Annotated in this window: 14 protein-coding genes and 10 pseudogenes; 4 read left to right on the top strand and 20 right to left on the bottom strand. The window is 40.1% G+C overall.

The genetic code is table 11. The annotated features are described in order from the left end of the window. Position 1: 1 nt before the first annotated feature. From FHG08_RS05320 to FHG08_RS05300, 5 genes are all read right to left on the bottom strand, one after another. Entirely contained in the window at positions 2-571 is a 570-nt protein-coding gene (locus FHG08_RS05320; protein WP_138607163.1) for a nucleoside triphosphate pyrophosphatase, read from the bottom strand. After that, positions 571-1,050, bottom strand: coding sequence for a rod shape-determining protein MreD (gene mreD, locus FHG08_RS05315; RefSeq protein WP_138607165.1), 480 nt, complete (start codon positions 1,048-1,050; stop codon positions 571-573). The genes FHG08_RS05320 and mreD overlap by 1 nt, the downstream gene beginning before the upstream one ends. Next, positions 1,043-1,885 (bottom strand): rod shape-determining protein MreC, encoded by an 843-nt coding sequence (gene mreC / locus FHG08_RS05310; protein WP_171039612.1) that lies wholly within the window; start codon positions 1,883-1,885, stop codon positions 1,043-1,045. Before mreC ends, mreD begins: the two co-directional genes overlap by 8 nt. Then, a complete protein-coding gene (locus FHG08_RS05305; protein ID WP_013463921.1) occupies positions 1,885-2,928 on the bottom strand; it encodes a rod shape-determining protein in 1,044 nt (347 codons plus the stop codon). Before FHG08_RS05305 ends, mreC begins: the two co-directional genes overlap by 1 nt. A gap of 135 nt (positions 2,929-3,063) precedes the next feature. After that, the gene (locus FHG08_RS05300; protein ID WP_138607169.1) at positions 3,064-5,070 is read right to left on the bottom strand and encodes a formylglycine-generating enzyme family protein; all 2,007 of its coding nucleotides are present in this window, start codon (positions 5,068-5,070) and stop codon (positions 3,064-3,066) included. A 335-nt stretch (positions 5,071-5,405) separates the two neighbouring features. Between FHG08_RS05300 and FHG08_RS05295 the strand changes: the two genes are divergently transcribed. Beyond that, positions 5,406-6,314, top strand: a complete 909-nt coding sequence (locus FHG08_RS05295; RefSeq protein ID WP_178954750.1) for a 1-aminocyclopropane-1-carboxylate deaminase/D-cysteine desulfhydrase — start codon at positions 5,406-5,408, stop codon at positions 6,312-6,314. 4 nt (positions 6,315-6,318) lie between these two features. Here the strand turns inward: FHG08_RS05295 and FHG08_RS05290 are convergent, their stop codons facing one another. The 3 genes from FHG08_RS05290 to FHG08_RS05280 form a co-directional block, all read right to left on the bottom strand. After that, a complete protein-coding gene (locus FHG08_RS05290; protein ID WP_178954748.1) occupies positions 6,319-7,965 on the bottom strand; it encodes an EAL domain-containing protein in 1,647 nt (548 codons plus the stop codon). Positions 7,966-8,304: 339 nt separating this feature from the next. Next, the gene (ssb, locus tag FHG08_RS05285) at positions 8,305-8,997 is read right to left on the bottom strand and encodes a single-stranded DNA-binding protein (protein WP_178954746.1); all 693 of its coding nucleotides are present in this window, start codon (positions 8,995-8,997) and stop codon (positions 8,305-8,307) included. Between the two features lie 20 nt (positions 8,998-9,017). After that, on the bottom strand, positions 9,018-10,385 hold the full coding sequence (locus FHG08_RS05280; protein ID WP_178954744.1) for an MFS transporter: 1,368 nt from the start codon (positions 10,383-10,385) through the stop codon (positions 9,018-9,020). Between the two features lie 163 nt (positions 10,386-10,548). Between FHG08_RS05280 and uvrA the strand changes: the two genes are divergently transcribed. Further along, on the top strand, positions 10,549-13,368 hold the full coding sequence (gene uvrA / locus FHG08_RS05275) for an excinuclease ABC subunit UvrA (RefSeq protein ID WP_076918874.1): 2,820 nt from the start codon (positions 10,549-10,551) through the stop codon (positions 13,366-13,368). Between the two features lie 89 nt (positions 13,369-13,457). On the opposite strand, the gene trpS is transcribed toward uvrA, so the two are convergent. The 3 genes and pseudogenes from trpS to FHG08_RS05260 all read right to left on the bottom strand — a co-directional run bounded on the left by trpS (position 13,458) and on the right by FHG08_RS05260 (position 15,848). Continuing rightward, entirely contained in the window at positions 13,458-14,462 is a 1,005-nt protein-coding gene (trpS, locus tag FHG08_RS05270) for a tryptophan--tRNA ligase (protein ID WP_138607179.1), read from the bottom strand. Positions 14,463-14,495: 33 nt separating this feature from the next. Next, a pseudogene (locus FHG08_RS05265) lies at positions 14,496-15,155 on the bottom strand (HAD-IA family hydrolase). After that, positions 15,152-15,848 (bottom strand): annotated as a pseudogene (locus tag FHG08_RS05260) (ribulose-phosphate 3-epimerase). Before FHG08_RS05260 ends, FHG08_RS05265 begins: the two co-directional pseudogenes overlap by 4 nt. A gap of 274 nt (positions 15,849-16,122) precedes the next feature. Between FHG08_RS05260 and FHG08_RS05255 the strand changes: the two are divergent. Both FHG08_RS05255 and FHG08_RS05250 read left to right on the top strand, forming a co-directional pair. After that, positions 16,123-16,377, top strand: coding sequence for a hypothetical protein (locus FHG08_RS05255; protein WP_256729613.1), 255 nt, complete (start codon positions 16,123-16,125; stop codon positions 16,375-16,377). Between the two features lie 53 nt (positions 16,378-16,430). After that, positions 16,431-16,604 (top strand): annotated as a pseudogene (locus tag FHG08_RS05250) (DUF2970 domain-containing protein); the annotation flags it as partial. Here FHG08_RS05250 and FHG08_RS05245 read toward each other — a convergent pair. The 9 genes and pseudogenes from FHG08_RS05245 to FHG08_RS05205 form a co-directional block, all read right to left on the bottom strand. Beyond that, positions 16,583-17,383 (bottom strand): annotated as a pseudogene (locus FHG08_RS05245) (Dam family site-specific DNA-(adenine-N6)-methyltransferase). The pseudogenes FHG08_RS05250 and FHG08_RS05245 sit on opposite strands and share 22 nt — an antisense overlap. A 53-nt stretch (positions 17,384-17,436) precedes the next feature. Continuing rightward, a complete protein-coding gene (locus FHG08_RS05240; RefSeq protein WP_178983203.1) occupies positions 17,437-18,774 on the bottom strand; it encodes an SPOR domain-containing protein in 1,338 nt (445 codons plus the stop codon). After that, a complete protein-coding gene (gene aroB, locus FHG08_RS05235; RefSeq protein WP_256729612.1) occupies positions 18,775-19,800 on the bottom strand; it encodes a 3-dehydroquinate synthase in 1,026 nt (341 codons plus the stop codon). 77 nt (positions 19,801-19,877) lie between these two features. Next, positions 19,878-20,386, bottom strand: a pseudogene (gene aroK, locus FHG08_RS05230) (shikimate kinase AroK). Between the two features lie 497 nt (positions 20,387-20,883). Beyond that, positions 20,884-22,979, bottom strand: a pseudogene (locus tag FHG08_RS05225) (type IV pilus secretin PilQ). Further along, a pseudogene (locus FHG08_RS05220) lies at positions 22,979-23,515 on the bottom strand (pilus assembly protein PilP). Before FHG08_RS05220 ends, FHG08_RS05225 begins: the two co-directional pseudogenes overlap by 1 nt. Next, positions 23,515-24,070, bottom strand: a pseudogene (locus FHG08_RS05215) (type 4a pilus biogenesis protein PilO). Before FHG08_RS05215 ends, FHG08_RS05220 begins: the two co-directional pseudogenes overlap by 1 nt. A gap of 46 nt (positions 24,071-24,116) precedes the next feature. Next, positions 24,117-24,669, bottom strand: a pseudogene (locus FHG08_RS05210) (PilN domain-containing protein). Continuing rightward, a pseudogene (locus tag FHG08_RS05205) lies at positions 24,657-25,717 on the bottom strand (pilus assembly protein PilM). Before FHG08_RS05205 ends, FHG08_RS05210 begins: the two co-directional pseudogenes overlap by 13 nt. Positions 25,718-25,760: the final 43 nt, after the last annotated feature.

Genomic DNA, 25,760 nt, shown 5'->3' with positions numbered 1-25,760 from the left:
GCTACCCTCTTAAGAATGTATTTAATAATTGTTCTGTCTCATACAAAGGTAAGCCTACAACGGCAAAATAGCTACCCGAAATATGCGTTACAAAGCGTCCACCTAACCCTTGGATACCGTAACCACCGGCTTTATCTTGAGGCTCGCCCGTTTGCCAATAAGCGTCTATTTCTGCATCATTGAGTATTTTAAAAGTAACATCAGTACTGACAACACAGCTAAGTACTTTTTCTGGTGTGGCAAAAGCGATAGCAGTTAACACTTGATGAGTATTTCCTGATAAACGCTTTAAGGTGTGAGTAAAGTCTTGTTTATCTATGGGTTTACCTAAAGATTGATTGTCAATCACGACTACAGTATCGCTGCCTAAAACGGGGCGGTCGGTATACCCTTGCTCTACCCCCATTTGCGCCTTTAAACGCGCTAAGCGTTCGACATAATCATATGGGAGTTCGTTAACAAGCTGGCTTTCATCAGCATCAACACTAAATTGTGAAAATTCGACACCCAATTGGGTTAAAAGCTCTTTACGACGGGGAGACGCGGAAGCTAAATATACTGCGCAAGTCATTATCTGATCCTAAAGTGTCTACGGTATTTTCTAAGTAATAAAAATACCCATATCCAACTCAACATGCCTGTTAATACAGGCCATAAGTAATGTGGGCTAAAATAAACGCCAAGTAAAAAGTGATTTAACCAAAACTGCATTAAATGATAAAGCGTTAAAAATAAGCCAATTAAAAGGCTTTGTTGCCACAATGAAAAATTGCGAATTTTTTGAAAGTTACTTGCCGTAACAAAAATACATACCGAGTAGGTTAATGAGTTTACACCTAAAGAAGAGCCAGTCGCTAAATCAATCAATAACCCAACAACCCAAGCTGTGCCTATATTTAAGCGGTGCGGTAAAGCCAAAGACCAATACATAAGCACCAACAACACCCAGTCAGGACGAAATGGTTCAAGTGAAAAAGGTAATGGCATCAATGCCACTACCAATGCAAAGAAAATACTTAACGCAATTAATAGCGTTTGGCGGTTAATCATCTCCCATCAACTCCTGCTGATTTAGCCATAACACGACTAATAGTCGAATTCTGTCTAATTGAGCTATCGGCTCAGCAAATACTTGCGCAAAAGGTTGACCTTCATCACGGGTTATTTCTGTGATCACCGCAACCGGGTAGCCTTCAGGAAATGTGCCACCAAGGCCAGATGTAACCAGTACATCGCCTATACGTACATCTAAACTATGCGGCACATGCGACAGCTTCAGTACGTTAATTTTACCAATACCTTCAACCACTGTTCGCACATCATTACGCAAAATACGCACAGGAGTGGCGTGGGTGGTATCGGTAATTAATAACACTCGTGACGTGGTTGAGCCCACTTTAGTCAACTGCCCCACTAGTCCCATATCATCAATTACTGCTTGGCTTTCACTTAAACCATCGGTAGTTCCTCGATTTATCACCACTTGATGACTATAAGGATTTGAGTGAACAGAAAGTACTTGAGCAATAATTTTACGATTGGTATGTTTTGAAGACGAGCCCATTAATGCTCTTAGTTTTTGATTTTCTTTTGCTAAGAATTCATATTGCTGGATTTGTTCGCTCTGCAATACTTGCTTTTTTTTCAGGGCTTCATTCTCAGTGAGCAACTGCTCGCGGGTATGCAAACTCTTGGCGCTAAAGCTAAATACTTCGTAAGGCAGGTTGGCAACATAAATGAGAGGGGTGACTAAGGTATTCAAACTGGTGCGAATATTTTCACCACCCTTTGTGTATTTATCTCCAAGGATCAATACGATACTCAAAAGCACTGCGACAAAAAGTCGCAGTTGCAAAGAGATTGTTTTTTCAAACATTGATTTCATTAGTCGTAACTAAAAACGTCACCACCGTGCACATCAATCATCTCAAGCGCTTTACCGCCGCCACGAGCAACACAGGTAAGTGGATCATCAGCAACAACCACTGGAATACCAGTTTCTTCCATGAGTAGGCGATCTAAATCTTTTAGTAACGCGCCGCCGCCAGTTAATACCATACCGTGCGCTGAAATATCAGATGCCAGCTCCGGTGGTGACTGTTCAAGTGCAACCATTACTGCACTTACAATCCCCATTAGCGGCTCTTGTAATGCTTCTAAAATTTCATGCGAATTAAGTGTAAACGAACGAGGAACACCTTCTGCAAGGTTACGACCACGCACTTCGATTTCTACTGGTTCGTCTGTTTTAAATGCAGAGCCAATTTGATGTTTAATATTCTCAGCCGTGGCTTCACCAATTAAGCTACCAAAGTTACGACGAACATAATTAATAATGGCTTCATCAAACTTGTCGCCACCAATACGTACAGATGACGAGTAGACAACACCATTGAGTGAGATAATAGCCACTTCGGTTGTACCGCCACCAATATCAACAACCATAGAACCCGTTGCTTCTGATACCGGTAAGCCAGCACCAATTGCAGCAGCCATAGGCTCTTCAATTAAGTAAACTTCACGAGCGCCTGCACCCATCGCTGATTCGCGAATTGCACGCTTTTCAACCTGTGTAGCGCCACAAGGTACACAAATAAGTACACGTGGGCTTGGTCGCATAAAGTTATTGTTGTGCACTTGCTTAATAAAATGCTGGAGCATTTTTTCGGTCACATAAAAATCAGCAATCACACCATCTTTCATCGGACGAATAGCTTTAATATTACCAGGCGTACGTCCTAACATTTGCTTAGCTTCTGTACCTACAGATGCAACACTTTTAGGTCCACCAGCACGTTCTTGACGAATAGCAACTACTGAAGGTTCGTTTAATACGATCCCTTCTTCTTTTACATAAATTAGTGTGTTGGCTGTACCTAGATCGATCGATAGATCGTTTGAAAAAATACCACGGAGTTTTTTAAACATGAGGCTGGATGACCTTTGAAATTCGTTCTTATTTTAGTTGCGCTTACTTTAACATTCTCAATGTAATGAGCAATATAAAGCGCAGCCGTCTTTGTAATCATTAAAAAGAGGAAGCGTTTGCTTCCTCATTAAATATTATTGTTCGCTCATTAAGCGAAAGCCAATGTAATTAGCTCTAAAGTCTGGCGCTAGGATTAAACGCGTTGAGGCACGAGCAAGGCTAGGTGCAAAATTCCATGCGCCGCCACGAACCACTGCATTTTTTTTATTCTCTGTGCTACCAGTCCATTCCCATACATTGCCCACGGTGTCGTATAAACCAAATGCATTTGCAGAAAAAGACCCTACCGGTGCAGTGCGTTTGTTTGACCATTCGCTACCACACCAACCACAGTTTGCTAAGTTTTTACCAATTTCGTTACCCCAAGGGTATTCAGTATCTGTACCTGCACGCGCTGCATATTCCCACTCAACCTCTGTAGGTAGGCGATACGTTTGCGCTGTTTTATCAGAAAACCATTCTGCATAAGCTACAGCATCATTTTTTGTCAAACACACAGCTGGAAAATCACTAGTTTGCTCAAACCCAGGAGCTCGCCAGTTTAAGCTTGCTTCCCAAACGGGTTCGCCATTTAGATAATAAGCACACCCTTTGCCTTTTTCAGCTTCAGTCTTATATTGCGTTTCGTTTACAAACTTCTCAAATGCGCCGACAGTGACTTCTTTACTTTGCATAACAAACGCTTCACTAATCGTTTTTTCAACAACGGGACGCTCATTTTCCAGTCCATTGCCGTTAATATCGCCCATTTTAAATGTGCCAACAGGGATTACTACCGCTGACGAATCCACTGTTGGTGGCTGCGTATCAACTTCCATTCCTTTAGGGCAATCTGCTTGTATTATTTGCTCTCGCTTTTTAGTCGGTGCAGCAATCGACTCTGACTTTTTTTCTAACTTAGCGAAAAGTGTACGTGTCTTCTTTAAATCAATACGTGCTTTGTAAGGAACATAACCGTCTTTGCGTATTTCTAATTTGTGTAAACCACGCGGTAACCTTGTTACTAAGCGAGTTGAGCCAACACGAATGTCGTTAATAAAAACTTCATCGCCATGCACGTTTGAGCGCAAAGTTAACTGGATTAACTGATCTTTCTTTTGCTCAGCGACCACTTTTGGCTTTTTGTTAGCTGTTTTTGCAACAACAGCGACCGCCTTATTATCCGCATTATCGCTGAATGTTAACTGACTATCTGAAAAAGTAGTGCTATAAGCAGGCTGATAAGTATTTGTCAGCGGGGTACCATACTCTGAACAAAAACTGTTATTTACACTTAATAAGTGACACAAACGGCTACTGTTTACATCTCCACGCATAGTAACGCTTAAATTGACGTTGTAATCACCTTGCCCGCTAAAAGCGCTCTTAATCACATGGCTACTTAAAATCTGTACTTGCGCTCCTGCCATATCTCGCTTAGGTTCGACAAGACGTTTTTCGGTAAGGTTTTCAAATATTTGATCTAAAAAGCGCTTAGTCGCCTTTTTCAGCCCCATCTGCTGTCCGCGTTGCTCACATGCCGCTAGTGTTTCAGTACGCTTACAATTAAGGGTGTGGTCGACTTCAAGTGTCCCTTCACGGGTAAATTCGTTGCGCAATCGCTCTACACGCGCAGTGGTGTATTGCACTTTTAAACTTTCAATAGTGTTCTGAAGAGCATGTTTATCAGCGCGAATTTGCTCAATATCTTTTAGATGGGATGCAATTGCCGCCAATTGCATAGAGATATCATTTTTGTTTTGTTCTTGGTCAACAACGGCTTTTTGATAACGAGATTGCGCCTGCGTAATATCAAGCGATGGATTATTAATTAAGCGTCGATACATGTCATTCATCGCATCCAATGCTTGATTTTTTTCTTTATCAAGTTGTGTTGAACGCGCTCTAAGCAGTTCAAGCTGGGTTTGAAGCTGATTCTCTTCTTGTAAATATTTATCGAGCATCGTTGTTGAACGAGTGTATTCTGTTTGTTTCGTATTAATCTCTGATTCAATTCTATTTACAGTAGTTGTATCTTGTGCAAATACTGTGCTGGCAAAAAAGCTAGCAGAAATTAATAGAGATAAAGGAGCAATTCGCATATATTCCAGTCCCAAAAAAGCGGCAATTATTTGGTTATTATTATTTTTTATAATAAAACCTTATGCTATGTACTTGAAGCACAAAACACAAGCTTTGTTCATTTATTATCTCAGTTTACAACTATTATCCCGTTTCATGCCAGTAAATAACCGTTTCATTTGTACTAAATAGCTAATTTATTTAACAACACCGAGATTTATCTGCCTTTTACGCCCAAAAGATACCAATTTAGCGGCGCATACATATTTTTTAATTTGCTTAAGTAATAAAATTTGAGTCAAAATAACGCTATTAAACAGCACATTCACCATGTAACTAATAAAAAAGAGTGATAATGCCAATACAATTCAGTATTAATGAACATAGTTATTTACAACCAATTAATAACAAATTGCTAGCAGAAAAAAACATTACGTTAAACATCAAGCGTGATGATTTATTACACCCTGTTATTAGTGGTAATAAATGGCGTAAGCTCAAATACAATTTAGCTCGCATGCAACAACAAGGTAAAACAGAATTACTGACTTTTGGTGGGGCTTTTTCAAATCATATTCACGCGTGCGCAGCCGCGGGGAAAGAATTTAACCTAGTAACCCACGCAATTGTTAGAGGCCCTGAACTTGATCTCAATAATCCAACGTTAAAATTTGCAAAGCAATGTGGCATGCGATTACATGTAGTGAATCGATTAGAGTACCGACAACGAAATGAGAAAGCATATTTAACAGTATTACAGGCACGATTCCCCAATGCATATATCCTACCTGAAGGAGGCACAAACGAGTTTGCTATAGAAGGATGTAAAGAACTTGCCCAAAGTTTACCTGAGCACGACTACTTAATCTGTCCTACTGGCAGTGGTGGAACCTTGGCGGGCTTAATAGAGGGCAGCTCAAGTAAAAGCACTGTATTAGGTGTTGCAGTTTTAAAGCAAGCCGACTACCTGCGAGATGAAATACGGGCTCTTAGTCCTAAAGCAAAATCACAAAGTAATTGGCAGTTACTTACACAGTTCCATGATGGCGGATATGGTCGCTTTACTACTGAGCTATGGCAGTTTTGCCAGTACATGCAGCAGCAATATCAGTTACCACTGGAACCTATTTACAGCGGAAAAATGATGTATGCACTTTGGCAGCTCATTAACAACGACTACTTTCCCCCTGGCAGCAAAATTATTGCCGTTCATACAGGAGGGCTGCAAGGTTTGGACGGGCTAAAATATCGTGGACTTGTTTAACTAGCTAATGAAATGCAACTTGAGTGAAGTCGGGTAATAATCCAGAGAAATACCCTCCTTGTGCAGTACTAACACCTATCACTTTTAAAAATTGCAATTCTTGATACGTTTCTACACTCGAGGCCACCACTGGCAAACTTAATAATTTACCAATATGCACAATTCCCCTGACAGATTTCTGCTGTAAATAATTATGATCTATGCCATGAACAAGTTCATGGGCCAAATTAAGCCCCGCTATTTGCCTGTTATGGGTGAAGTTAAATATGCTCTTACTACTTCTAACCTCATCAATAACGATATTAAAGTTGAGCGCTGTTATGGTCGAAAAAGCAGCCTGCAATCGATCTTGGCTATTTAAGAAATCAGCCTCATTTATCAAAAACTGTAACGTATGAAGGCTTTTCAACTCACTCATATGTTTACTTAGCCAACACCAAAACTCACTATTAAACCAGTTTTTAGGATGCAATTTAATACTAATAACAGACGATGACTTTTCTATTAGCAGCAGCTTTTTAACCTGTATAACAACCGCTTGGTCAAGTAGTAATGCCTCATCCTCATTGTAAAACTGGCTTATATAATCTTGATTAAATAATTGCTTATTTGTCTTATCGCTACTTTTAATTAAAACATGATGTTTGATAATAGCGCCGCTATCCAACTCGTATACAGGTTGAAATAAAATCGCTAATTTTTGTTTTTCAACTCGCTTCATAACTAAGTTTTTATTAAGCATTTGAAGATGGCTGCAATTGATTGCCAATTGATGATAATGCTGCACTCTACTTTGCATTGATAGTGTGAGTGACGATCTGGCAAGCTGATACACCATCACCTGATCAGCATTCGAGTAGTAAGTACACAAACCTAACTTTATACTCTCGTCAGCCACTCTAGGGGCTAAAATATGGGCTGCATTAAGCATGTATTGATGTAAGTATTTAGCGCAACTTTTTTTATCAATTGCACTAACCCCTGTGAAAGTAAAAGCAAACTTACCCGCTGTTAATTGCTTAACGGATATTACAGCAGTATTGGTAAAGTCTTTTGCTAGCAATACTTTAAGAGTCGCTGGTAAGTCCGTGTTTGTATCAAAATGGCATTCGCATTGAATGAGCGCAAATATATTATAGCCAATTATTTTCTGCTCCTTGACTACGTTTTCTAATACCGGTTGTGTAGGCTTTATTCTAGGCGTATGGCATACCTTTTTATAACCATCGTTTTGCTTGCGCTTCAACGTCACTGAACTATTTTTGGTCGCTTTAAACAATATAAAGCGCCTAGCAGCAAAAATAATGGCCAAAATAAACATATTCATTATTATAAATAGGTAGTTATAGGCATACCAGGTAGGCCATGAATATAACAGAATCCCTTTTGAATTAGAGCTGAAATAGTGCTTTTTCTGCTTTATATAAACAGAAACTTTATCTGGAGCCAGGGTAAAAGGTGTATTAGCTAAAAGTTGCTGCTCATTGGCTAACGGCTGCTGCAGTTGCTTAGCGAGCTCTATACCTGTTTGCTTATTTTGATGTTGTAAAACTAAATTTAAACCACTATTAAAAATAATAAATAGCATAAAACACAGAGCGTAAAATAAGGCACTAACGTAATTGGAAAACTGAAACTGACTGGCTTTCATAACTTACCCGCTCATTAAATAAGTTATTAAAGTGTTGTCTACTATTTGCAATTGCACAAGCCAATAATAAAAGTTTAGTAGCTGTTTTATTATTAATACTTAATGTTTATAAACATTATATTTAGTGGTCAACAAAATTAGTAATGGCTTCATCTTTGTGCGCATAAATGGGAGTGCCGCCCTGCTTTGAAAACCTTAAAGCTATTTACAGCTTTTTAATGAGGAGTATTTACTCACTCAGCTGAGGATAAACGAGAGGGATAGTAATTATTATCAATAAAAAAAGCCCTGATTACTCAGGGCTCTTTTTTAATACTTTTTAAACTAAAAAGTTGGAAATTAGAAAGGAATATCGTCATCAAAGTCGATTGTTGGTTCCATTGGATTTGATGCGCCACCTTGCGGTGCATTTTGCGGCTTAGGAGCAAACCCGCCTTGCTGTTGTGGTGCATTATTTTGCTGAGGTGCAAAACCACCTTGCTGCTGTGGTTGATACTGGTTGTTTTGTTGCGGCGCTGGCTGCTGGGCAGGTGCAGATTGTTGCTGTGGAGCATAACTGCCTTGCTGACTATTTTGGCCTTGGTTATTTTGACCATAGCTACCGCTTTGCTGTCCGCCTTGATAACCGCCACTTTGTTGACCACCTTGGTTACCTTGATAGCCACCACTTTGTTGGTCGCCACCACGTGCACCTAACATTTGCATTTGACCAGTAAAGCCATCAACAACAATTTCTGTAGTGTACTTTTCTTGGCCTTGTTGGTCAGTCCATTTACGAGTTTGAAGTTTACCTTCTACGTAAATTTGTGAACCCTTGCGGCAGTATTCGCCTACAATTTCAGCTAATTTGCCAAAAAATACCACACGGTGCCACTCAGTTTTATCAACCATTTGGCCAGTGTTTTTATCTTTATAGCTGTCTGAAGTTGCTAAGGTAATATTTGCTACGCCATTACCATTAGGCATGTAACGAACTTCAGGATCTTGCCCTAAATTACCAACCAAAATTACTTTGTTCACACCGCGTGCCATGGAACCATCTCCTATAAACGTTAGATTAAACCAGCCACTCTTCGGGCTTGGTCTAGGTCAAATTCTTTATCATTAATCTTTAAGTAGCTTCGACTTTCATCGCGAACTACGGTTGCTTCTATTACGCCGGGTAAAGCAACTAACTGAGAAGCTAGTGTTTGTGCCTGCTCTTCAGAATCTAATTGGGTCATTAAACTAATAACTTTGCTTTTCGGTGGGACTTGCATTTTCCACGCAATAATAAGCCATATTACCCCAACAAGTGCCGCCGCCGCAAACACAGCTTGCGTACTAGTGGTTTGTGCTACATACCCGCCTAACATACCGCCTAAAAAAGCCCCTAAGAACTGGCTAGATGAATACCCACCCATGGCGGAGCCTTTTTGGCTTGCTGGAGCAATACGCGACACAAGAGCTGGCATAGTGGCTTCTAAAAAGTTAAAAGCAACAAAATATAACAGCATACAAACCGCAATACCAACAACACTATTGGCCCATATTGACATGCTAAACATACTTATTATTAAGACCATCACTGAACCAATAAACGCCTGTTTTTCTTTCTCTTTTTTAATTGCCACTATCATTACTGGCACCATCAAGAAAAACGCTAAAAATAAAACAGGAATATAAAGCTGCCAATGGTTTTCAGCCACAAGTCCATCTTTAATTAGTTGACTTGGCAATACTACAAAAATAGTCGTCAATGTTAAATGCAGCAATAATACACCTGCATTTAGACGCGCAAGCTGCGGATGTTTAATTAGCTTTTTAATGTCACTAAAGCTGGCAAGTGTATCGCCTTTAGGGGCTTTATTTATTGCACTGGGTACCAGCATAGTGACAATAAAAATACCTAATAAAGCCAGTATAGCAGTTAACCAAAACACTCCGGCTATACCCCATGAAGCTGCCACTATAGGTCCAAGTAGCATAGCGAAGGCAAAGCTCATACCTATGCTCATGCCAATAACTGCCATTACTTTTGGTCGCTGTTCGTCACGACTTAAATCTGATGCAAACGCTAACAATGCGCTGGCGATAGCGCCCATACCTTGCAAGGCACGCCCTACCGTTACCATTTGTATGGACTCAGCTAAAGCCGCAACTACTGAACCCAAGGCAAATACAAGCAAACCACCTACAATCACTTTTTTACGGCCAATTTTATCAGACAGTCGCCCCATAGGTATTTGTAATACGGCCTGCGTTAAACCATACGCACCAATTGCAAAACCTATCCATAAAGGTGAAAAGCCTTCAAGCGATTGACCATAAATAGCTAAAACAGGCATCAGCATAAACAAGCCGAGCATTCTAAATGCAAACACACTCGCTAACGATACGGCGGCGCGTTTCTCTCGTGAATTAAGTGAAGATGCGGTCATTATTTGCATGATCTTACTGTGTGAAAAAATTAGGCAAGGATTCTATCACAAGCTTGGCAATAATTAATCGTCTATAACTAAGGATTTTTTCAATGATCAAGGATTAATATTGCAGCGTATTATGCGATACTGAACAAATAATTTTGGCAATAAACGAGATAGCATGGAAAACATTGAAGTCCGAGGCGCCCGCACGCACAATTTAAAAGACATCAGCCTAACCATCCCACGTGATAAACTAATTGTTATCACTGGCTTATCTGGTTCAGGAAAGTCATCACTTGCATTTGATACGCTTTATGCAGAAGGGCAACGCCGGTATGTTGAATCACTCTCTGCTTATGCAAGGCAGTTTTTGTCATTAATGGAAAAACCTGACGTAGATCATATTGAAGGCCTTTCCCCTGCTATTTCCATTGAACAAAAATCAACCTCGCATAATCCCCGTTCAACCGTGGGAACCATTACTGAAATCTACGATTACCTGCGTTTAATGTTTGCACGGGTTGGCGAACCTCGCTGTCCAACTCATGATTTACCACTCGCAGCGCAAACAATTAGTCAAATGGTCGATACCGCATTAGCGCTGCCTGAAGGCACTAAGTTAATGCTACTTGCTCCTGTTGTTAAAGACCGTAAAGGTGAGCATGTAAAACTATTAGAACAACTTGCCAGTCAAGGTTACATTCGTGCTCGTATAGATGGTGAAGTATGCGACTTATCCGATCCACCACCGCTAGATTTACATAAAAAGCATACTATTGAAGTCGTTGTGGATCGCTTTAAAGTAAAAGAGGGTCAACAGCAACGTCTTGCAGAGTCTTTTGAAACGGCACTTGAAATGTCAGGCGGCGTTGCTAACATTGCTTTTATGGATGATAGCAGTGCTGAAGAAATGCTGTTTTCAGCAAATTTTGCCTGCCCAACCTGTGGCTATGCGATGACCGAACTTGAACCGCGTTTATTTTCGTTCAATAACCCTGCAGGAGCTTGTCAAAGCTGTGATGGTTTAGGCGTAAGACAATACTTTGACCCTAATCGCGTGGTTCACAACCCTGAAATAAGTTTAGCTGGCGGTGCAATTAAAGGCTGGGATAAACGCAGCTTTTACTATTATCAAATGTTGCAAGCAGTTGCACAACATTACGAGTTTGATTTAGATGTTCCTTATCAAGAGCTTGCAAAAGAACATAAAAAAATTATTTTAGATGGCTCTGGTGATACTAAAATTGCATTTAATTATCGTAATGACCGCGGTGATTTAATTACACGTAATCATGTATTTGAGGGCGTGTTAAACAATATGAACCGCCGCTACCGCGAAACTGAATCAAACTCAGTGCGTGAAGAACTAGCCAAATATCAAACCAGCCAAGCCTGCCCTAGTTGTAAAGGCTCACGTTTGCGCCAAGAAGCACGCAATGTATTTATTGGTCAAACTAACTTGCCAACCATTACGCATATGAGTATTGGTGAGGCGATGAGCTTTTTTGAAGGCTTGCATTTAACTGGGCAAAAAGGCCAAATCGCCGAAAAAATTCTAAAAGAAATTCGCGATCGCCTATCGTTCTTAATTAATGTAGGTCTAAATTACTTATCACTTGAGCGTAGCGCCGACACACTTTCAGGCGGTGAGGCACAGCGTATTCGCTTAGCGAGTCAAATTGGTGCTGGGTTAGTGGGTGTTATGTATGTACTGGATGAACCTTCAATTGGTTTGCACCAACGTGATAACGACCGTTTATTGAAAACCTTAGTTCATTTACGCGATTTGGGTAACACCGTTATTGTTGTAGAACACGATGAAGACGCCATTCGTGCCGCTGATCATATTATTGATATTGGCCCAGGTGCTGGCGTACATGGCGGACATGTTATTGCTCAAGGTACACGCGATGATATTTTAGCAAGCAAAGACTCGGTTACCGGCCAGTTTTTATCCGGCGTGCGTAAAATTGAAGTGCCTAAAGAGCGCCATGCTACTAACGATAAATGGCTAGAGCTGTTTGGAGCGACGGGTAATAACTTAAAAAATGTTGATTTAAAAATACCATTTGGCTTAATGACCTGTATTACCGGTGTATCTGGCTCGGGTAAATCAACGCTCATTAACGATACCTTATTTAAACTTGCTCACACAGAACTCAACGGCGCAACTACTGCAGAAGCAGCTCCTTATGGGTCAATTGCAGGACTTGAGCACTTTGATAAAGTAATTGATATTGACCAAAGTCCTATTGGCCGCACACCGCGTTCAAACCCTGCCACTTATACTGGTATTTTCACTGGTATTCGTGAGCTATTTGCAGGTACTCAAGAAGCCCGTTCACGTGGTTACAAAGTAGGTCGCTTTAGCTTTAATGTTAAAGGTGGGCGTTGTGAGGCATGCCAAGGTGATGGCGTTATTAAAGTAGAAATGCACTTCTTACCAGACGTATATGTACCGTGTGATGTGTGTAAGGGTAAACGTTATAATCGCGAAACCTTAGAAGTACAATATAAAGGCAAAAACATCAACCAAGTGCTCGACATGACCGTTGAAGATGCCCATGACTACTTTGATAAAATACCGGCTATAGCACGTAAACTTAAAACCCTAATGGATGTTGGACTTTCTTATATTCGTTTAGGCCAAGCCGCTACAACACTTTCTGGTGGTGAAGCACAGCGAATTAAGTTAGCACGTGAGCTCTCTAAGCGTGATACTGGAAAAACATTGTACATTCTTGATGAGCCAACCACGGGACTTCATTTTGCTGATATTGAACAGTTATTAGTGGTGCTTCATCGCCTACGCGATCATGGCAATACCATTGTAGTAATTGAGCATAATTTAGATGTAATAAAAACTGCCGATTGGATCGTTGATTTAGGCCCTGAAGGTGGTGCTGGCGGCGGTGAAATACTGATTGCAGGTACACCAGAAGAAGTGGCGGAATGTCAGCGCTCACATACTGGGCACTACTTAAAACCATTACTTTAATATAAATTATAAAAAAGTACTTATTAAAAGTTACACAAAAATGCCGCTAAATTAGCGGCATTTTTTTACGCTTATTCTAATAAATCAAATTATGTACGAGGAATAAATCCTAGTGCATCGTATACCGATTTAAGTGTTTTTTCTGCACGTACACTGGCCTTTTCTGCACCTGATTTCATGATGCTATCAAGTAGGTTTTGATCTTCTCTGATCTCTTTAAAACGTGCTTGGATTGGCTCAATCATATTCACTACCGCATCTGCAGTGTCTTTTTTCAGGTGGCCGTACATTTTATCTTCGTACTCTGGCACCAAATCTTCAATTGAGCGCTTAGTCGCCACGCTTAATAAAGTAAGTAAGTTAGAAACACCAGGCTTTTCTGTACGATCAAAGTAAATACGTGCTTGCTCATCTGAATCGGTTACTGCTTTTTTAAGCTTTTTCTCGATCTTTTTAGGCTCATCTAATAGCATGATGTAACCATTTGGGTTTTCATCTGACTTAGACATCTTTTTAAGCGGATCTTGAAGGCTCATTACGCGTGCGCCAAATTCTGGAATATATGGCTCAGGTAATTTAAATACGTCGCCGTACAAGTTATTAAAGCGAGTAGCTATATCACGCGTTAGCTCTAGATGCTGCTTTTGATCGTCCCCTACTGGCACTTGGTCAGCTTGATACAATAAAATATCTGCTGCTTGTAATACTGGATACGAAAATAAACCTACGTTTACATTGTTAGCATGCTTAGATGACTTATCTTTAAACTGAGTCATGCGGTTAAGCTCACCCATTTGTGCGTAACAATTTAATACCCACGCTAACTGTGCGTGTTCAGGCACTTGTGATTGCACAAAAAGCGCAGACTTTTCAGGGTCAATACCGCACGCTGCATATAAGGCTATACCGTCTAACACACGAGATCGAAGAAGCTCAGGCTCTTGGCGAACAGTAATTGCGTGCAAATCAACAAGCATAAAGAAACTTTCGTGGTCTTCCTGTAGCTTTAGCCACTGGTTAATAGCGCCAACATAGTTGCCTATTGTCATACCACCGGTTGGCTGAATGCCACTTAAAACTACTGGTTTACTCATGATTTTCCTTTAGTGTTTAATTGATTAAAAATTTTAACGCTGTGTAAGTGTGGGTATTATAGCTAAGAAGTTATCGCATAGGTACTGTGGATTATAATCCCCGAGCTGCTCTCCTTGATGATACCCATAAGTAAGAGCTATCACATCAATATTGGCGGCTTGTGCTGCCAGTATGTCACTCTTTGAATCACCAATCGCCAATGGCATCGGCGTATTTAATGCATTACAAGCAAATAAGAGTGGCTCAGGTGACGGTTTTTTTGCCATGTCGTCACAGCAAACAATCACCTCAAAATGACTGCGAATAGCCAGTTTATCTAAAAGTAGTTCGGTAAAGCGGCGTGCTTTATTGGTAATAAGTGCTTTGGGCATACCACTGAGAGCAGCAAGGCCCGTTTCAACATGCTGATATAATACGCTGTATTCACCAACCAGCTCACTGTAATGTTGATAAAAAAGCTTAATGGCTCGCTCACTCAGAGTCTCATCAAGGTGTTCACTAATTTGTATATCACCGCAAAGAGCTCGCTTTACTAACACCTCAATGCCATTACCGACCCAGCTTTCAACTAATCACTGACTGACTATGGGAAACGCTAAATCACTTAGCGTAAGATTTAAGGCCATATATAAGTCATACACGCTGTCAACTAGCGTGCCGTCTAAGTCAAATAGTGCCGCATCATATTTCATGACTTGATACTTTCTAATTGTTGGCGCATTTCATCAATTACGCTTTTATAGTCAGGCTGATTAAAAATAGCAGAGCCTGCAACAAACATGTCAGCACCCGCTTCAGCCCGCCCGCTCCGCAAACCATTACATCTGGCTTCCCGCCATCCAGCTTCTAGGCGAATATCACGCCAAATCAATAATGCGTTGCTTTTTGCTCGCAGTTTCTCAAGTGTTTGTGGAATAAAACTTTGCCCACCAAATCCGGGGTTCACCGACATTAATAAAATAACATCTATTTTATCCATTACATGATCAAAGGTAACTTAAACTCGTTGCAGGATTAAAAGCTAGACCTGCTTGGCAACCTTGATCTTTTATCAATTGTAAAGTGCAGATCCAATATGCTCACTGGCTTCTGGATGAAAGGTAATAATTGAGCACGCCCGCCTCGGCAAATTGACCGGAATTAAAGCCTCTACCGGTTTCACCATTAAATAGAACATCAGCCAGGAGCTTTAATGCCCGTAATCATGAAGTGCTTTACACACCCATTGGGCCTATTGTTAAGTTAGATTTATCGTATCAAATGGACAACGGCAATATTTTTACAATAAGACTCACAATAACATCTTTCGCCAAGGCGTGCAAAGTCTGCGGACGGTAAGTGGGGGGCGCTATTAAGTATTTTTGTTCTGGTGAGCATTGCTTCAAATCATTAATGAGCCAGTATGGCGTTAATCGTAACTTTAATTAACGATGTTACCGAAAATGACTTTTTAAAAATAACGCTAAATTGGCAACGCTAGCGACTAACACCGTTGTTAACTATAACAACGTTGACAAAAGCGCGTGAGCCTAAAAAGGATAAATCACGCTTATAAACAAATTTTGCGGCATGATTAGCTTTGAATAGCTAAAGAAATAAGTGTATTATTTAAGCAAGTTTGTTATGCTTGGTGGAGAACTAAATTACTAGGTTCATATTATGCGTGTTTTTAAAATTGGATTATTAATCACGTCGGTAAGTGTCATGATTGGAGCTGCGTCGCTTTCTTCAAATACTGAGCAAGAATTAAGTTCAGCCAACACTTGTCTTCATAAAGATCAAACTAACGCTATTAATCATAGCGCAAATCGCTTCCAAATTCAAAGAGGCTTCTTCTTGGGCGCAGCTGACCGGCTCAGCCGCAGTGCCCAGTTCATTACACCTAGATTTCCACCAGGGGTTTGGCTTTATTAACGGGTACTGACGACAACCACAAGCCATCTTCAATCAAACCATTATTTTAATTAATGCAGCATTTCTTAAGCGCGTTACAAAGTGTGCTAGCGGCATTTTTTGGTGTGCAATCTGAAGATAAGCGTCAAACAGACTTTAAACACCACTCCCCTATTACATTAATAGCTATTGCCGTGATACTTTTTGTATTATTTGTACTGGCTATTTACGCAACCGTGACTTCGGTTGCTAAGTACATAACCATGGCTATCTACTTTATTTCTAATCGTGCGTTTAACCTGAATTTTATCAAAAGAAACTGGCTGTAAATTTTGCGTGTCCATACCGTATCATTGATTTGAAATAGGACTGGCGTATTCTCAAAGCTGCTTGCTCAGCTAGTTTCAAGCTAGAAGTCGGCACAGTCGTCAAATTAAACCCGCCTTTTTGCATACGAGGTAAAAGATGCAGTTTGCCAATGGCATAAAGGCGAGGGGACGCAGTAAATCACTGCGAATACATCATCTAGGCTTAGTAAATGTAGCTTGTTGCGCTTTGCCGAAAAGGCGTTTCTTTCAGAAATGAAGGCTTTTATATTTACCAAAAGGTACATTAAAAATACCCTTTAAATTATAGCATAATCAGTTATAAACCATGACGGTTCATATATAAAAAATAAGATGAAGCAACAAGCGCACATCACTGCTTTGATTAAACTGCACACGATAATCATAATACGCATCTGGTGGTTTGTTTTAAGAGCAACAAAAAGCTTTGCGCATCACTAATGAACTCATCCAGGGCGAACGTTTGAGGCTCTTTTATATAAATTGATTAAATCAGCATTAATATCGTTGAGTACATAGTGTTTAAAGTTGCTATTTAAAAACACTGAGCCCGCACCAACAAAAGGTTCAACCAAGGTATCAGCATGCTTACTTGCTTGATTTAGTCGCGCGTTAATATCTTCAACGAGGCTGTATTTTCCGCCAGCCCATTTAAGGAAGGCTCTACTCTTTTGCTGCATTGGCTCTTTACTTCAATTCGGTGTTGCGCGATTTTACACTAAAGTTACTGAGTTTACTGATCAACTCGTTCAATTTCTTGTTTTATTTTACTAATTTTTTTATAGAAAGGTTTATTTTTTCTAACCTCAGCAGGAAGTACTTGCAGTGCTTGTTTTGCCTCATTTAAGCTAACAAAGTTGCCTGTAGTTACTACCCACCACATTTTACCATTTCGTTTAGTTTGGTAGGTATTAGTAATATTTTCTAGCTTATGTTCAACAATAAACTCGTTCCCTACCTGCTGCTGAGTTACAGCTAAGAGCTGAATAACAAAATTATCCGCAGGTTGTTGTAAGTACCAATTACTGGATATTTTTACTATTGGGTTTTGCGGCTTTGTCTGGGCAGGTTTAGTAACCGGCTTTTCTTCAACGGGTTTTGATGCCGGCTTTTCTTCAACGGGTTTTGATGCCGGCTTTTCCTGTTCAACAACATTCGTTGATTCCGTTAAGCTCCCAACAATCGCTGGAACATTGTTATTGGTTTTTTGGGTGAGCTTTTGAAGGACAGCTGCTGGCGGCTCACTACTTAAAGGCACTCGCTTCTGTGGTTTATTTTCAATAGCTTGCTCAGTTGTAATGGCGGTTGATAGCACTTGCTCATCAATTTGGCGATTAGCATTTTCCCACCACTGGGTCATATCGGCTTTGTACACAAGGCCAATAATCAACAGCATAATTATTAATAACAATGTGAGCAGCTGTAATCGCCAAGATACCTTATCTTTAACGACAATATCTGCAACCTGCTCGCTTGGCTGCCAGGCTAATAACAGGCTTGGGTTACCATGAGCTTCAACTAAAAAAGTTTGAAAGACAGGATCTTCGTCATAGGGTAGGTTCGTAAAGTACCACCCCATAAGTTGCTTACTTTCAGCTATATTTAATGGTTCTAAATGAATATTTACTGCATCTTTAAAGGGTAATTTAGACTGTGATGCAATCATAATATAAAGCACATTAGGTGCATTTTTTGATAGTAGCTCAAGCTCTGCGATTAGCTCTTCGGATAGGTGCATGCCGCCATCAACAACCCACAAGCACGCCCCACATTGTTGTTGTTTCGCTAATTGATAATAGTTTTGCGATAAGCTTAGATTGTGATCAACTAAAGGGGCGTTAAAACTTTGCTCTAATAACTGAGTCATTAACTGCACATCAGTCATCTGGGCACCGACTTGCACAAATGCTTTATTAAAATCGTTATATTTATCAGTAATGGAGGTTTCAAGCAAATAGCTTTTACCCAGACCAGAGGTGCCTAATAAAACAATTAAGTTTTGACCATATTCAAATTGTAATGCGATTCTATCCACCAAAGCCGCACGGCTTGGTAAAATTTGTGACTGCATTTATTGCTCGATCAATGCTCTAACTTGATCATCTGATACATCATCAACTAATGCACATTGACCAAATTCGGTGGGTAAAATAAATCGGATCGTCCCTTTTTTATTCTTTTTATCTTTGCGCATATGCAGTAAAAATTGCTCACTGGTCATATCATTAGGGATATCGATTGGTAAATTATATGCTGCTATTAATGTAGCAATACGCTCTAGGTCTTGCTGTGTTAAATCGTTACGAGTATGAGCAAGCTTGGCAGCAAGCACCATACCTGTCGCTACGGCTTCACCATGTAACCACACGCCGTACCCCATTTGTGCTTCTATTGCATGGGCAAACGTGTGTCCTAAATTTAATAGTGCACGCAAGCCTTGCTCTTTCTCATCTTGAGCAACGATGAGTGCTTTAATTTCACAGCATCTAAAAATAATATGCTGTAAACAGGCTTCATCTAACTGTTGTAATTGAGTGATATTTTGCTCTAAATAAGCAAACAATTCGGTATCGTAAATCAGGCCATGTTGTCGCTTCAATAGCGCCTGCAGCAAACTCACGGGTAAGGAGAGTATGCTTGGCGAACGCGTATCTACAAACACAGCTTGTGGTTGGTAAAAAGACCCTATCATATTTTTACCAAGCGGATGGTTTACTGCTGTTTTACCACCAACGGAGGAATCTACTTGAGATAATAACGTGGTAGGTATTTGAATAAAAGGCACACCGCGCTGATAGCAGGCCGCAACAAAACCAGTTAAATCGCCAACTACGCCACCACCTAATGCAATTAAACAGGTGTCACGACCGCAGTTATTTTCAAGTAAGAATGCTGATATTTTTTCAAACCAGGTGAGTGATTTATATTGCTCGCCATCTGGAATAATAAAATGAAGTGGGTTTTGCTGTGATAATGAGTCAAGCAACTGCTGAAGATAGAGCGGCGCAATAGTGTCATTAGTGATGATGATAGGCCGACAATCACCAATGTGATGGATTAGACAGCCTGTATCTTGAAAGAAGATGCAGATGACCAATATAAATAGGATAACTTCGCTCGTCTAAATTAACAGTTAATTCAAGCATGCTGGGTTAGTCCTTTTAATACTGGCTTTTAAAAATCCAATTTCTCGATTATTTGGTTAGCAACAACTTTCGCGCTCTGCTCATCAGTGCGTACAACAAAATCAGCTACTTCTTTGTATAATGGTTCACGCTCTTCTGCTAAGCGCTCAAGTACATCACGAGGTGCTTCTTCTGTTTGCAGTAATGGGCGACGCTTGTCGCGTTGCGTACGTGCAACTTGCTTTTCAATCGATTGATAATACTATTACCGCGAGCCAGCTTGTTTCGAACTTCTTTACTCATTACTGAGCCACCACCAGTAGCAAGAACAATACCTTGCATCTCGGTTAAATCGCCAATAACAGATTCTTCACGAAGTCTAAAGCCTTCTTCACCTTCAAGATCGAATACCCAGGCAATATCTGCGCCCGTACGACGTTCGATTTCTTGATCAGAATCAACAAATTCAAGGTGTAATTGGTCAGCGATGTGACGACCAATCGTGCTTTTGCCAGCCCCCATGGGGCCAACTAGAAATATATTACGTTTCTCAGCCATATCTTTTAGTACAAACGAACTCTAAAATTTGAAATAAAACCCCGCCTAACGACCTGGCCCCAAAATTAAGAAAGGGATTATCTCAGTAATCGGTCGGGTATTTCAAGTCAATTAGGATAAAAAGCCATATAACGAGCAATTAAACTAAATAATTACCCATTGGTTAACAAAAAAGCACCTTATTATAGGCAAATTTATCTTCTAGGGTTAAAATTTATGCAATTAAAGGCTACTACGTGTTACTTGGTAAACGCTTTTGCATAGTAATTTCACAAAAAACTCAGTTACAAGCAACATTAACGCAGTCTTAAAATGCATCCGCAGTACAGTACACAATAAAAATTATATACTGCCTAATTGTACATTTACAGGGAGTGTTCACACCAAGATAACTAAATAACATGCCAAAACCCTCTAGCTTGTTGTTCAGCCTAGATAGTTTGAATAACCTGAGCCCTGAAGAGTTAATCTATCTCTGCAGAATTCAGGTTAGGTAATTAGTCTATTTGAATTTTAGGTGTGTCAAAAATCAGCAGTTCGCGCTTTTCATTAAACTCGCTTGTGCTTTTAAATAGTCTTCCTACGTAAGGAAGGTCGCCCAATAAAGGTACTTTTTTGGTCGAATTAATAATTTGCTGTTGAAAAATACCACCCAACACTACCGTTTGTCCATTCTCAACGAGAACTTGAGTCTCAATTTGTTGCGTATCAATGGCAACAGCTGGGCCAGTTCCTGTTTGAACGGTATCACCACAGGGCATGCGAGTAATTATTAAAGTTTAAAAATAACTTTGTTGTCTGGTGTGATATGAGGTGTCACCTCTAAACTCAACACTGCTTTTTAAAAAGCTTACGGTTGTTGCGCCGCTCAGCTTAGATTCAGCATAGGGATCTCAGTACCGCCGCACTCAATGCGTGCTTTTTGCTGGTTAGCAGCAGTGATACGCGGACTCGCTATAATTTCACCCTTATTCTCTTCTTCGAGCGCGGTTAATTCTAAATCAATTAATGTTCCATTAGCTAGTTTGGCTATATGCATACCAATACTTGCCGATGGATTCGCTACGGGTAAATTAACATTGAGTCGATCTGTAAGACTCGGAATATTTCCATTAGAAATTGTTTCAGCACCTTCTAATGTACCAGAAACACCATCAGAACCTTGCTGATCACTGAACCCCCAACGAACGCCTAAGTCTTCGGTTACATTATCACGAACGGTTACCATGCGCGCCTCTATAACCACTTGTTTGACGGGGATGTCTAAGGTTTCGACCATGCGGCGAACACTTTCAATGCTTTTTGCGGTATCTTTCATTAGTAGCGTATTAGTTCGCTGATCAACAGACACGCTGCCTCTCGCTGTAATAATACTATTGGTATCTGTTTTTAGTAAGTCGGCAAAATCTTCTGCTTTGGCGTAATTTAAACGGATGTATTCGCTATATAGTGGCTCTAAATCCTCTACTTGTTGCTTTGCTTTTAACTCTTTTGCTTCACGGGCAGCAAGCTCTTCAGATGGCGCTACCATTAAAATAGAGCCATCCATACGTTTGTCTAAACCTTTTATTCTTAGTACTACGTCTAACGCCTGATCCCAAGGAACACCATCTAAGCGAAGGGTAATGTTGCCAGTCACTGAGTCACTAGTTACCAAGTTAAAGTCATTGTAGCCCGCAATAATCTGTAATACAGCACGCACAGAGATATCCTGAAAGTTAAGCGTCATAGGACGGCCTAAGTACTCTTTACCTCCATCTAAGAATCCATTTTGAGTCTCGTCTTTCTCAACCGTTAAGGTAAAAATATTTTCTATTTGCTGATACGTGTAAGCAAAAGCTTTATTAGGTTCAATTACAATGCGTGTCAGATTATCTTCCTTAAACGTTTCTATACTGCTCACCACAGTACCAAAATCGAGTACGTCTAATTCATACAATAAGTCATCTAAAATATCGGTATGGTGAAACTCTGCAATGATTTTCCCGCCACTTTCATGAACCTCGATAGCGGCCTGTGTATCTTGCAGATAAACAAGTACTTTTGCTTCACCTTTTTCACCGCGGCGAAAATCAATTGCTTGAATGCCATTGATATAATTAGAGGCACGAGCAGGTGCATCTTCACTGGTTGTTACGATTTGTTTTGCTAGAGGGTTATCAGATATTCTTATTGAAAATAGGTTGTTATTAACTTCAGCCTCATAAATTTTTAATCGCTCCAAGTTAATGGTTACTTTTAAACCTGCTCTAGTCATCATGCTACTAATGTTACTTATCCCTGCTTGGTTAATAACAATATTTGCCAACCCTTCATCTAGTTCAACTGCATTAAATAATAACTCTATCCGTGCCGGATTATTAAAAACTTGTACATCAGGTTGTTGCTGTAATTCTTCATCAAATACCAGCTGTAATTCGGTTTCACCTTTAAGTAATGGGTTATATCGAACGTCGTAGAGTAAAGGAGCTGCACTGACCGTTTTCATCATTAGTAATAAAAATACAAATAGCAACGTCGTTAAAATACGGTGATGCGAACACTCATCTTTATGCATAGGGTACCATTTTTCTTGATAGAAGATTTGCGCCATTAGTTGCCGCCTCTAACATTTCCCTGAAATTTGGTCAAACGTTCTTTCCAACAACCTGACCCATCAGGGATTAATTCTACTAATTCAATATAGTCACTATTAACACTGCTTACTTTTCCATCATAGGTGCCTAAATAGCTTCCTATAGATACTCGGTGTAAGGTGTTATCAGCAGCTGTAATGAGCGCCCAATAACGTACTGTTCAAACCTAATAGTTCCCTTCATTTTGCTAAATTATCTAATGAATTTGTTACTTCTCCAGAGGCTGACGGACACGCTCTGGATCTGGGTGAAGACAGTTTTTAACTTGTGTTAGCTTATTTTGTATAATTTCTGGTTCTGGTGCTACAAAAGGGCTACGTATATCTTTGGCGTTATATTCAAAGTGCTCAAACTTAACTAACTCAGGTATTTTTTCAACACGTGCAGTAGTGTTTGCCTTAACCTGGTCAATAAACTCTTTTTGCTCAGATGTATCTTCATTACAACCACTGAGCAACAATATTACAACAGTTAAAAAGGGAAGTTGCTTCATCATCTTACCCCCTCTTCATAACGATAAGTTTTTGCTACTACACTGAATGTTAGCTGCTTTTCGCCAGATGATAAAATAGAAAAGTCGTGCAAACTTACTATTCTCGGCAATTGAGCCACTTTTCCTACAAATTCACCGAACTCATGATAAAGATTACTACTTTCAATTTTATTAGTTTCGGTATAGAACTCTTTTTCAACTTCTGGTAGCCAACCAATTTTTAAAAATGTTAGGCCGCTGGTTGTACCCACATAGGAAAGGTCATCTAATAATCCTGGCGTCTCATTTGAGGTAGGTAGGCGTTTTAATAGCTGAGAAAACTCATGTTTCCATCTCAACCATTTGTTCCACGATAAATATCAGGCGCAACGGCACATATTTAGTTCAGGCAGGTTGTGCGTAATTATTTCTTTGGCCGCTGCGTTATGGTAGCTTTTCGGTTTCAATCGACACTAATAGCTGCCAAGCTAAAAACAATTTTGAGACAGGCAACAAATGCGCCGCATATTGTTTTTACAATAACAGGCCACTTTCACCTATGTTATCGAGCTCTATTTCATTCCAATCTACTGTAAGCGACTTAAGAGTAAAGGTTTAAAATTTAAGTGCCTCGCCTATTTTTACCAAATGGTTTTACGTGAACCCATATTAAAATCGCTGAGTAAACGAGAGGATTGATCGCCTGCAACAATGCCTTGCATAGTCGGGCGCTCTAAAAGATAAGAACTTTGCACCTGTCGAAGCATAGTAGACAAACGATTATTAGACTCACTTTTACCCAACACACATGGTTGGCTACCTTTACGCTCAAAGGCTTAGTTAAATGACTTAGCGAGGGCACTATTTTTGCCCGCTGTCATTGTTGCGTTGCTAGAAGTACGCTTTGTGGCTCTTCAATTAAACGCATCCGTTGTTTGTAGATTTTCTTTTTTTTCATGTCTAAGTCGCGTATATCGCGAATTTTCGAACTCTGAAACGTGTATTTCACAGGCTGAGATAGTTATTTTTAAGCATTTGCCCTTCTTTAGAGGCCTTATAAAATGTGCTCAGCATATAGTTACGAAGCGAAACAATGCTGCTGCCGTCGACAATGTTATAAATTTCTTTTTAGACTGCTCACGCTGAAACCAAGGTAGTAAATTTATATGTGGCATGATGAAAAACTCCTCAACGCCAAACCAGTTGCAATCGCAAACTGAGTGCGGTGGCGCTGTATTATATTACGATCTACTCTGGGCGGTATTTCCATTTTATCAAATGGTTCAACAACCGTGTGTGATTTTAATTCTTCGATTAATAATATCAGCACAGCAATCATCGCTGACCGCCCGTCAGTACGATGTAGTCCAACTGCTCTTTGCCTGTTGTTGTTAAAAACATTTGCACAGCACGACGAACTTGCCGCAATAATGATGTTTGAAAAGGCGCTAACACTTCAAATGTATAATGAGGTGGTAAATCACCCGTTGTTTTACCAATTTCAGCCTCATCAAAGCCTTTGTTGTAGTAAGCAACAATACTATTTGTATATTGGTCACCACCAAATACCTGGTCGCGGGTGTAAATAGTTTCACCAAATTGCACTACACTGACCAAGGTAAGCACCGCACCTATATCAACTACTGCAACGGTTTTATCAAACGCGTCTGATGGTAGCTGTTGGTAGTAAACATCCATAGCCCGGCCTAATGCATAGCTTTCAACATCCACAACTTTTGCAGTTAAGTTGGCAGCACTAAGTGCGCCTACTCTCGCTTCCACACTTTCCGTTCTCGCTGCAGAAAGTAGAACATTAATTTTGCTCGGGTCGGCACTGTTAGTAGAGAGTTTTTCAAAATCTAAACTGACTTCATCTAATGGATAGGGGATCAAGCTATCGGCTTCAATTTCAATCTGTGATTCTAATTCAGCGTCGCTTAAGGAAACATCCATGAAAATGACTTTGGTAATCACTGTTTGCCCTGAAACAGCAACAGCTGCAAATTTTAGTGACTTTGGAAGCTTTCGTTTTAACTTGGTTATCACATTGCCGATTGCTTCAATGTCTTGAATGTTGCGCTCGCTCATAGCGCCTTTAGGCATAGGTTCAATTGCAAGAGCTTCTAATCGAAGCCCGGTTTCTGTTTCACTTAAAAGCACGGCCTTGATAGAGTGCGATCCTATATCAATACCCACCATCATAGGTGATGGTTTTTTATCCATGTTTTAACTTTGCCTTTGTTTTAATAATAAGCAAGTTATAATT

It is taken from the genome of Pseudoalteromonas sp. Scap03, from assembly GCF_013393115.1.
Taxonomy (GTDB): domain Bacteria; phylum Pseudomonadota; class Gammaproteobacteria; order Enterobacterales; family Alteromonadaceae; genus Pseudoalteromonas.
This window is presented reverse-complemented; position numbering and strand designations above follow the sequence as displayed.

Coding starts and splice junctions, on each gene's coding strand:
- FHG08_RS05320 (WP_138607163.1), bottom strand. CDS start 571: ATGACTTGCGCAGTATATTTAGCTTCCGCGTCTCCCCGTCGTAAAGAG.
- mreD (WP_138607165.1), bottom strand. CDS start 1,050: ATGATTAACCGCCAAACGCTATTAATTGCGTTAAGTATTTTCTTTGCA.
- mreC (WP_171039612.1), bottom strand. CDS start 1,885: ATGAAATCAATGTTTGAAAAAACAATCTCTTTGCAACTGCGACTTTTT.
- FHG08_RS05305 (WP_013463921.1), bottom strand. CDS start 2,928: ATGTTTAAAAAACTCCGTGGTATTTTTTCAAACGATCTATCGATCGAT.
- FHG08_RS05300 (WP_138607169.1), bottom strand. CDS start 5,070: ATGCGAATTGCTCCTTTATCTCTATTAATTTCTGCTAGCTTTTTTGCC.
- FHG08_RS05295 (WP_178954750.1), top strand. CDS start 5,406: ATGCCAATACAATTCAGTATTAATGAACATAGTTATTTACAACCAATT.
- FHG08_RS05290 (WP_178954748.1), bottom strand. CDS start 7,965: ATGAAAGCCAGTCAGTTTCAGTTTTCCAATTACGTTAGTGCCTTATTT.
- ssb (WP_178954746.1), bottom strand. CDS start 8,997: ATGGCACGCGGTGTGAACAAAGTAATTTTGGTTGGTAATTTAGGGCAA.
- FHG08_RS05280 (WP_178954744.1), bottom strand. CDS start 10,385: ATGACCGCATCTTCACTTAATTCACGAGAGAAACGCGCCGCCGTATCG.
- uvrA (WP_076918874.1), top strand. CDS start 10,549: ATGGAAAACATTGAAGTCCGAGGCGCCCGCACGCACAATTTAAAAGAC.
- trpS (WP_138607179.1), bottom strand. CDS start 14,462: ATGAGTAAACCAGTAGTTTTAAGTGGCATTCAGCCAACCGGTGGTATG.
- FHG08_RS05255 (WP_256729613.1), top strand. CDS start 16,123: ATGCGTGTTTTTAAAATTGGATTATTAATCACGTCGGTAAGTGTCATG.
- FHG08_RS05240 (WP_178983203.1), bottom strand. CDS start 18,774: ATGCAGTCACAAATTTTACCAAGCCGTGCGGCTTTGGTGGATAGAATC.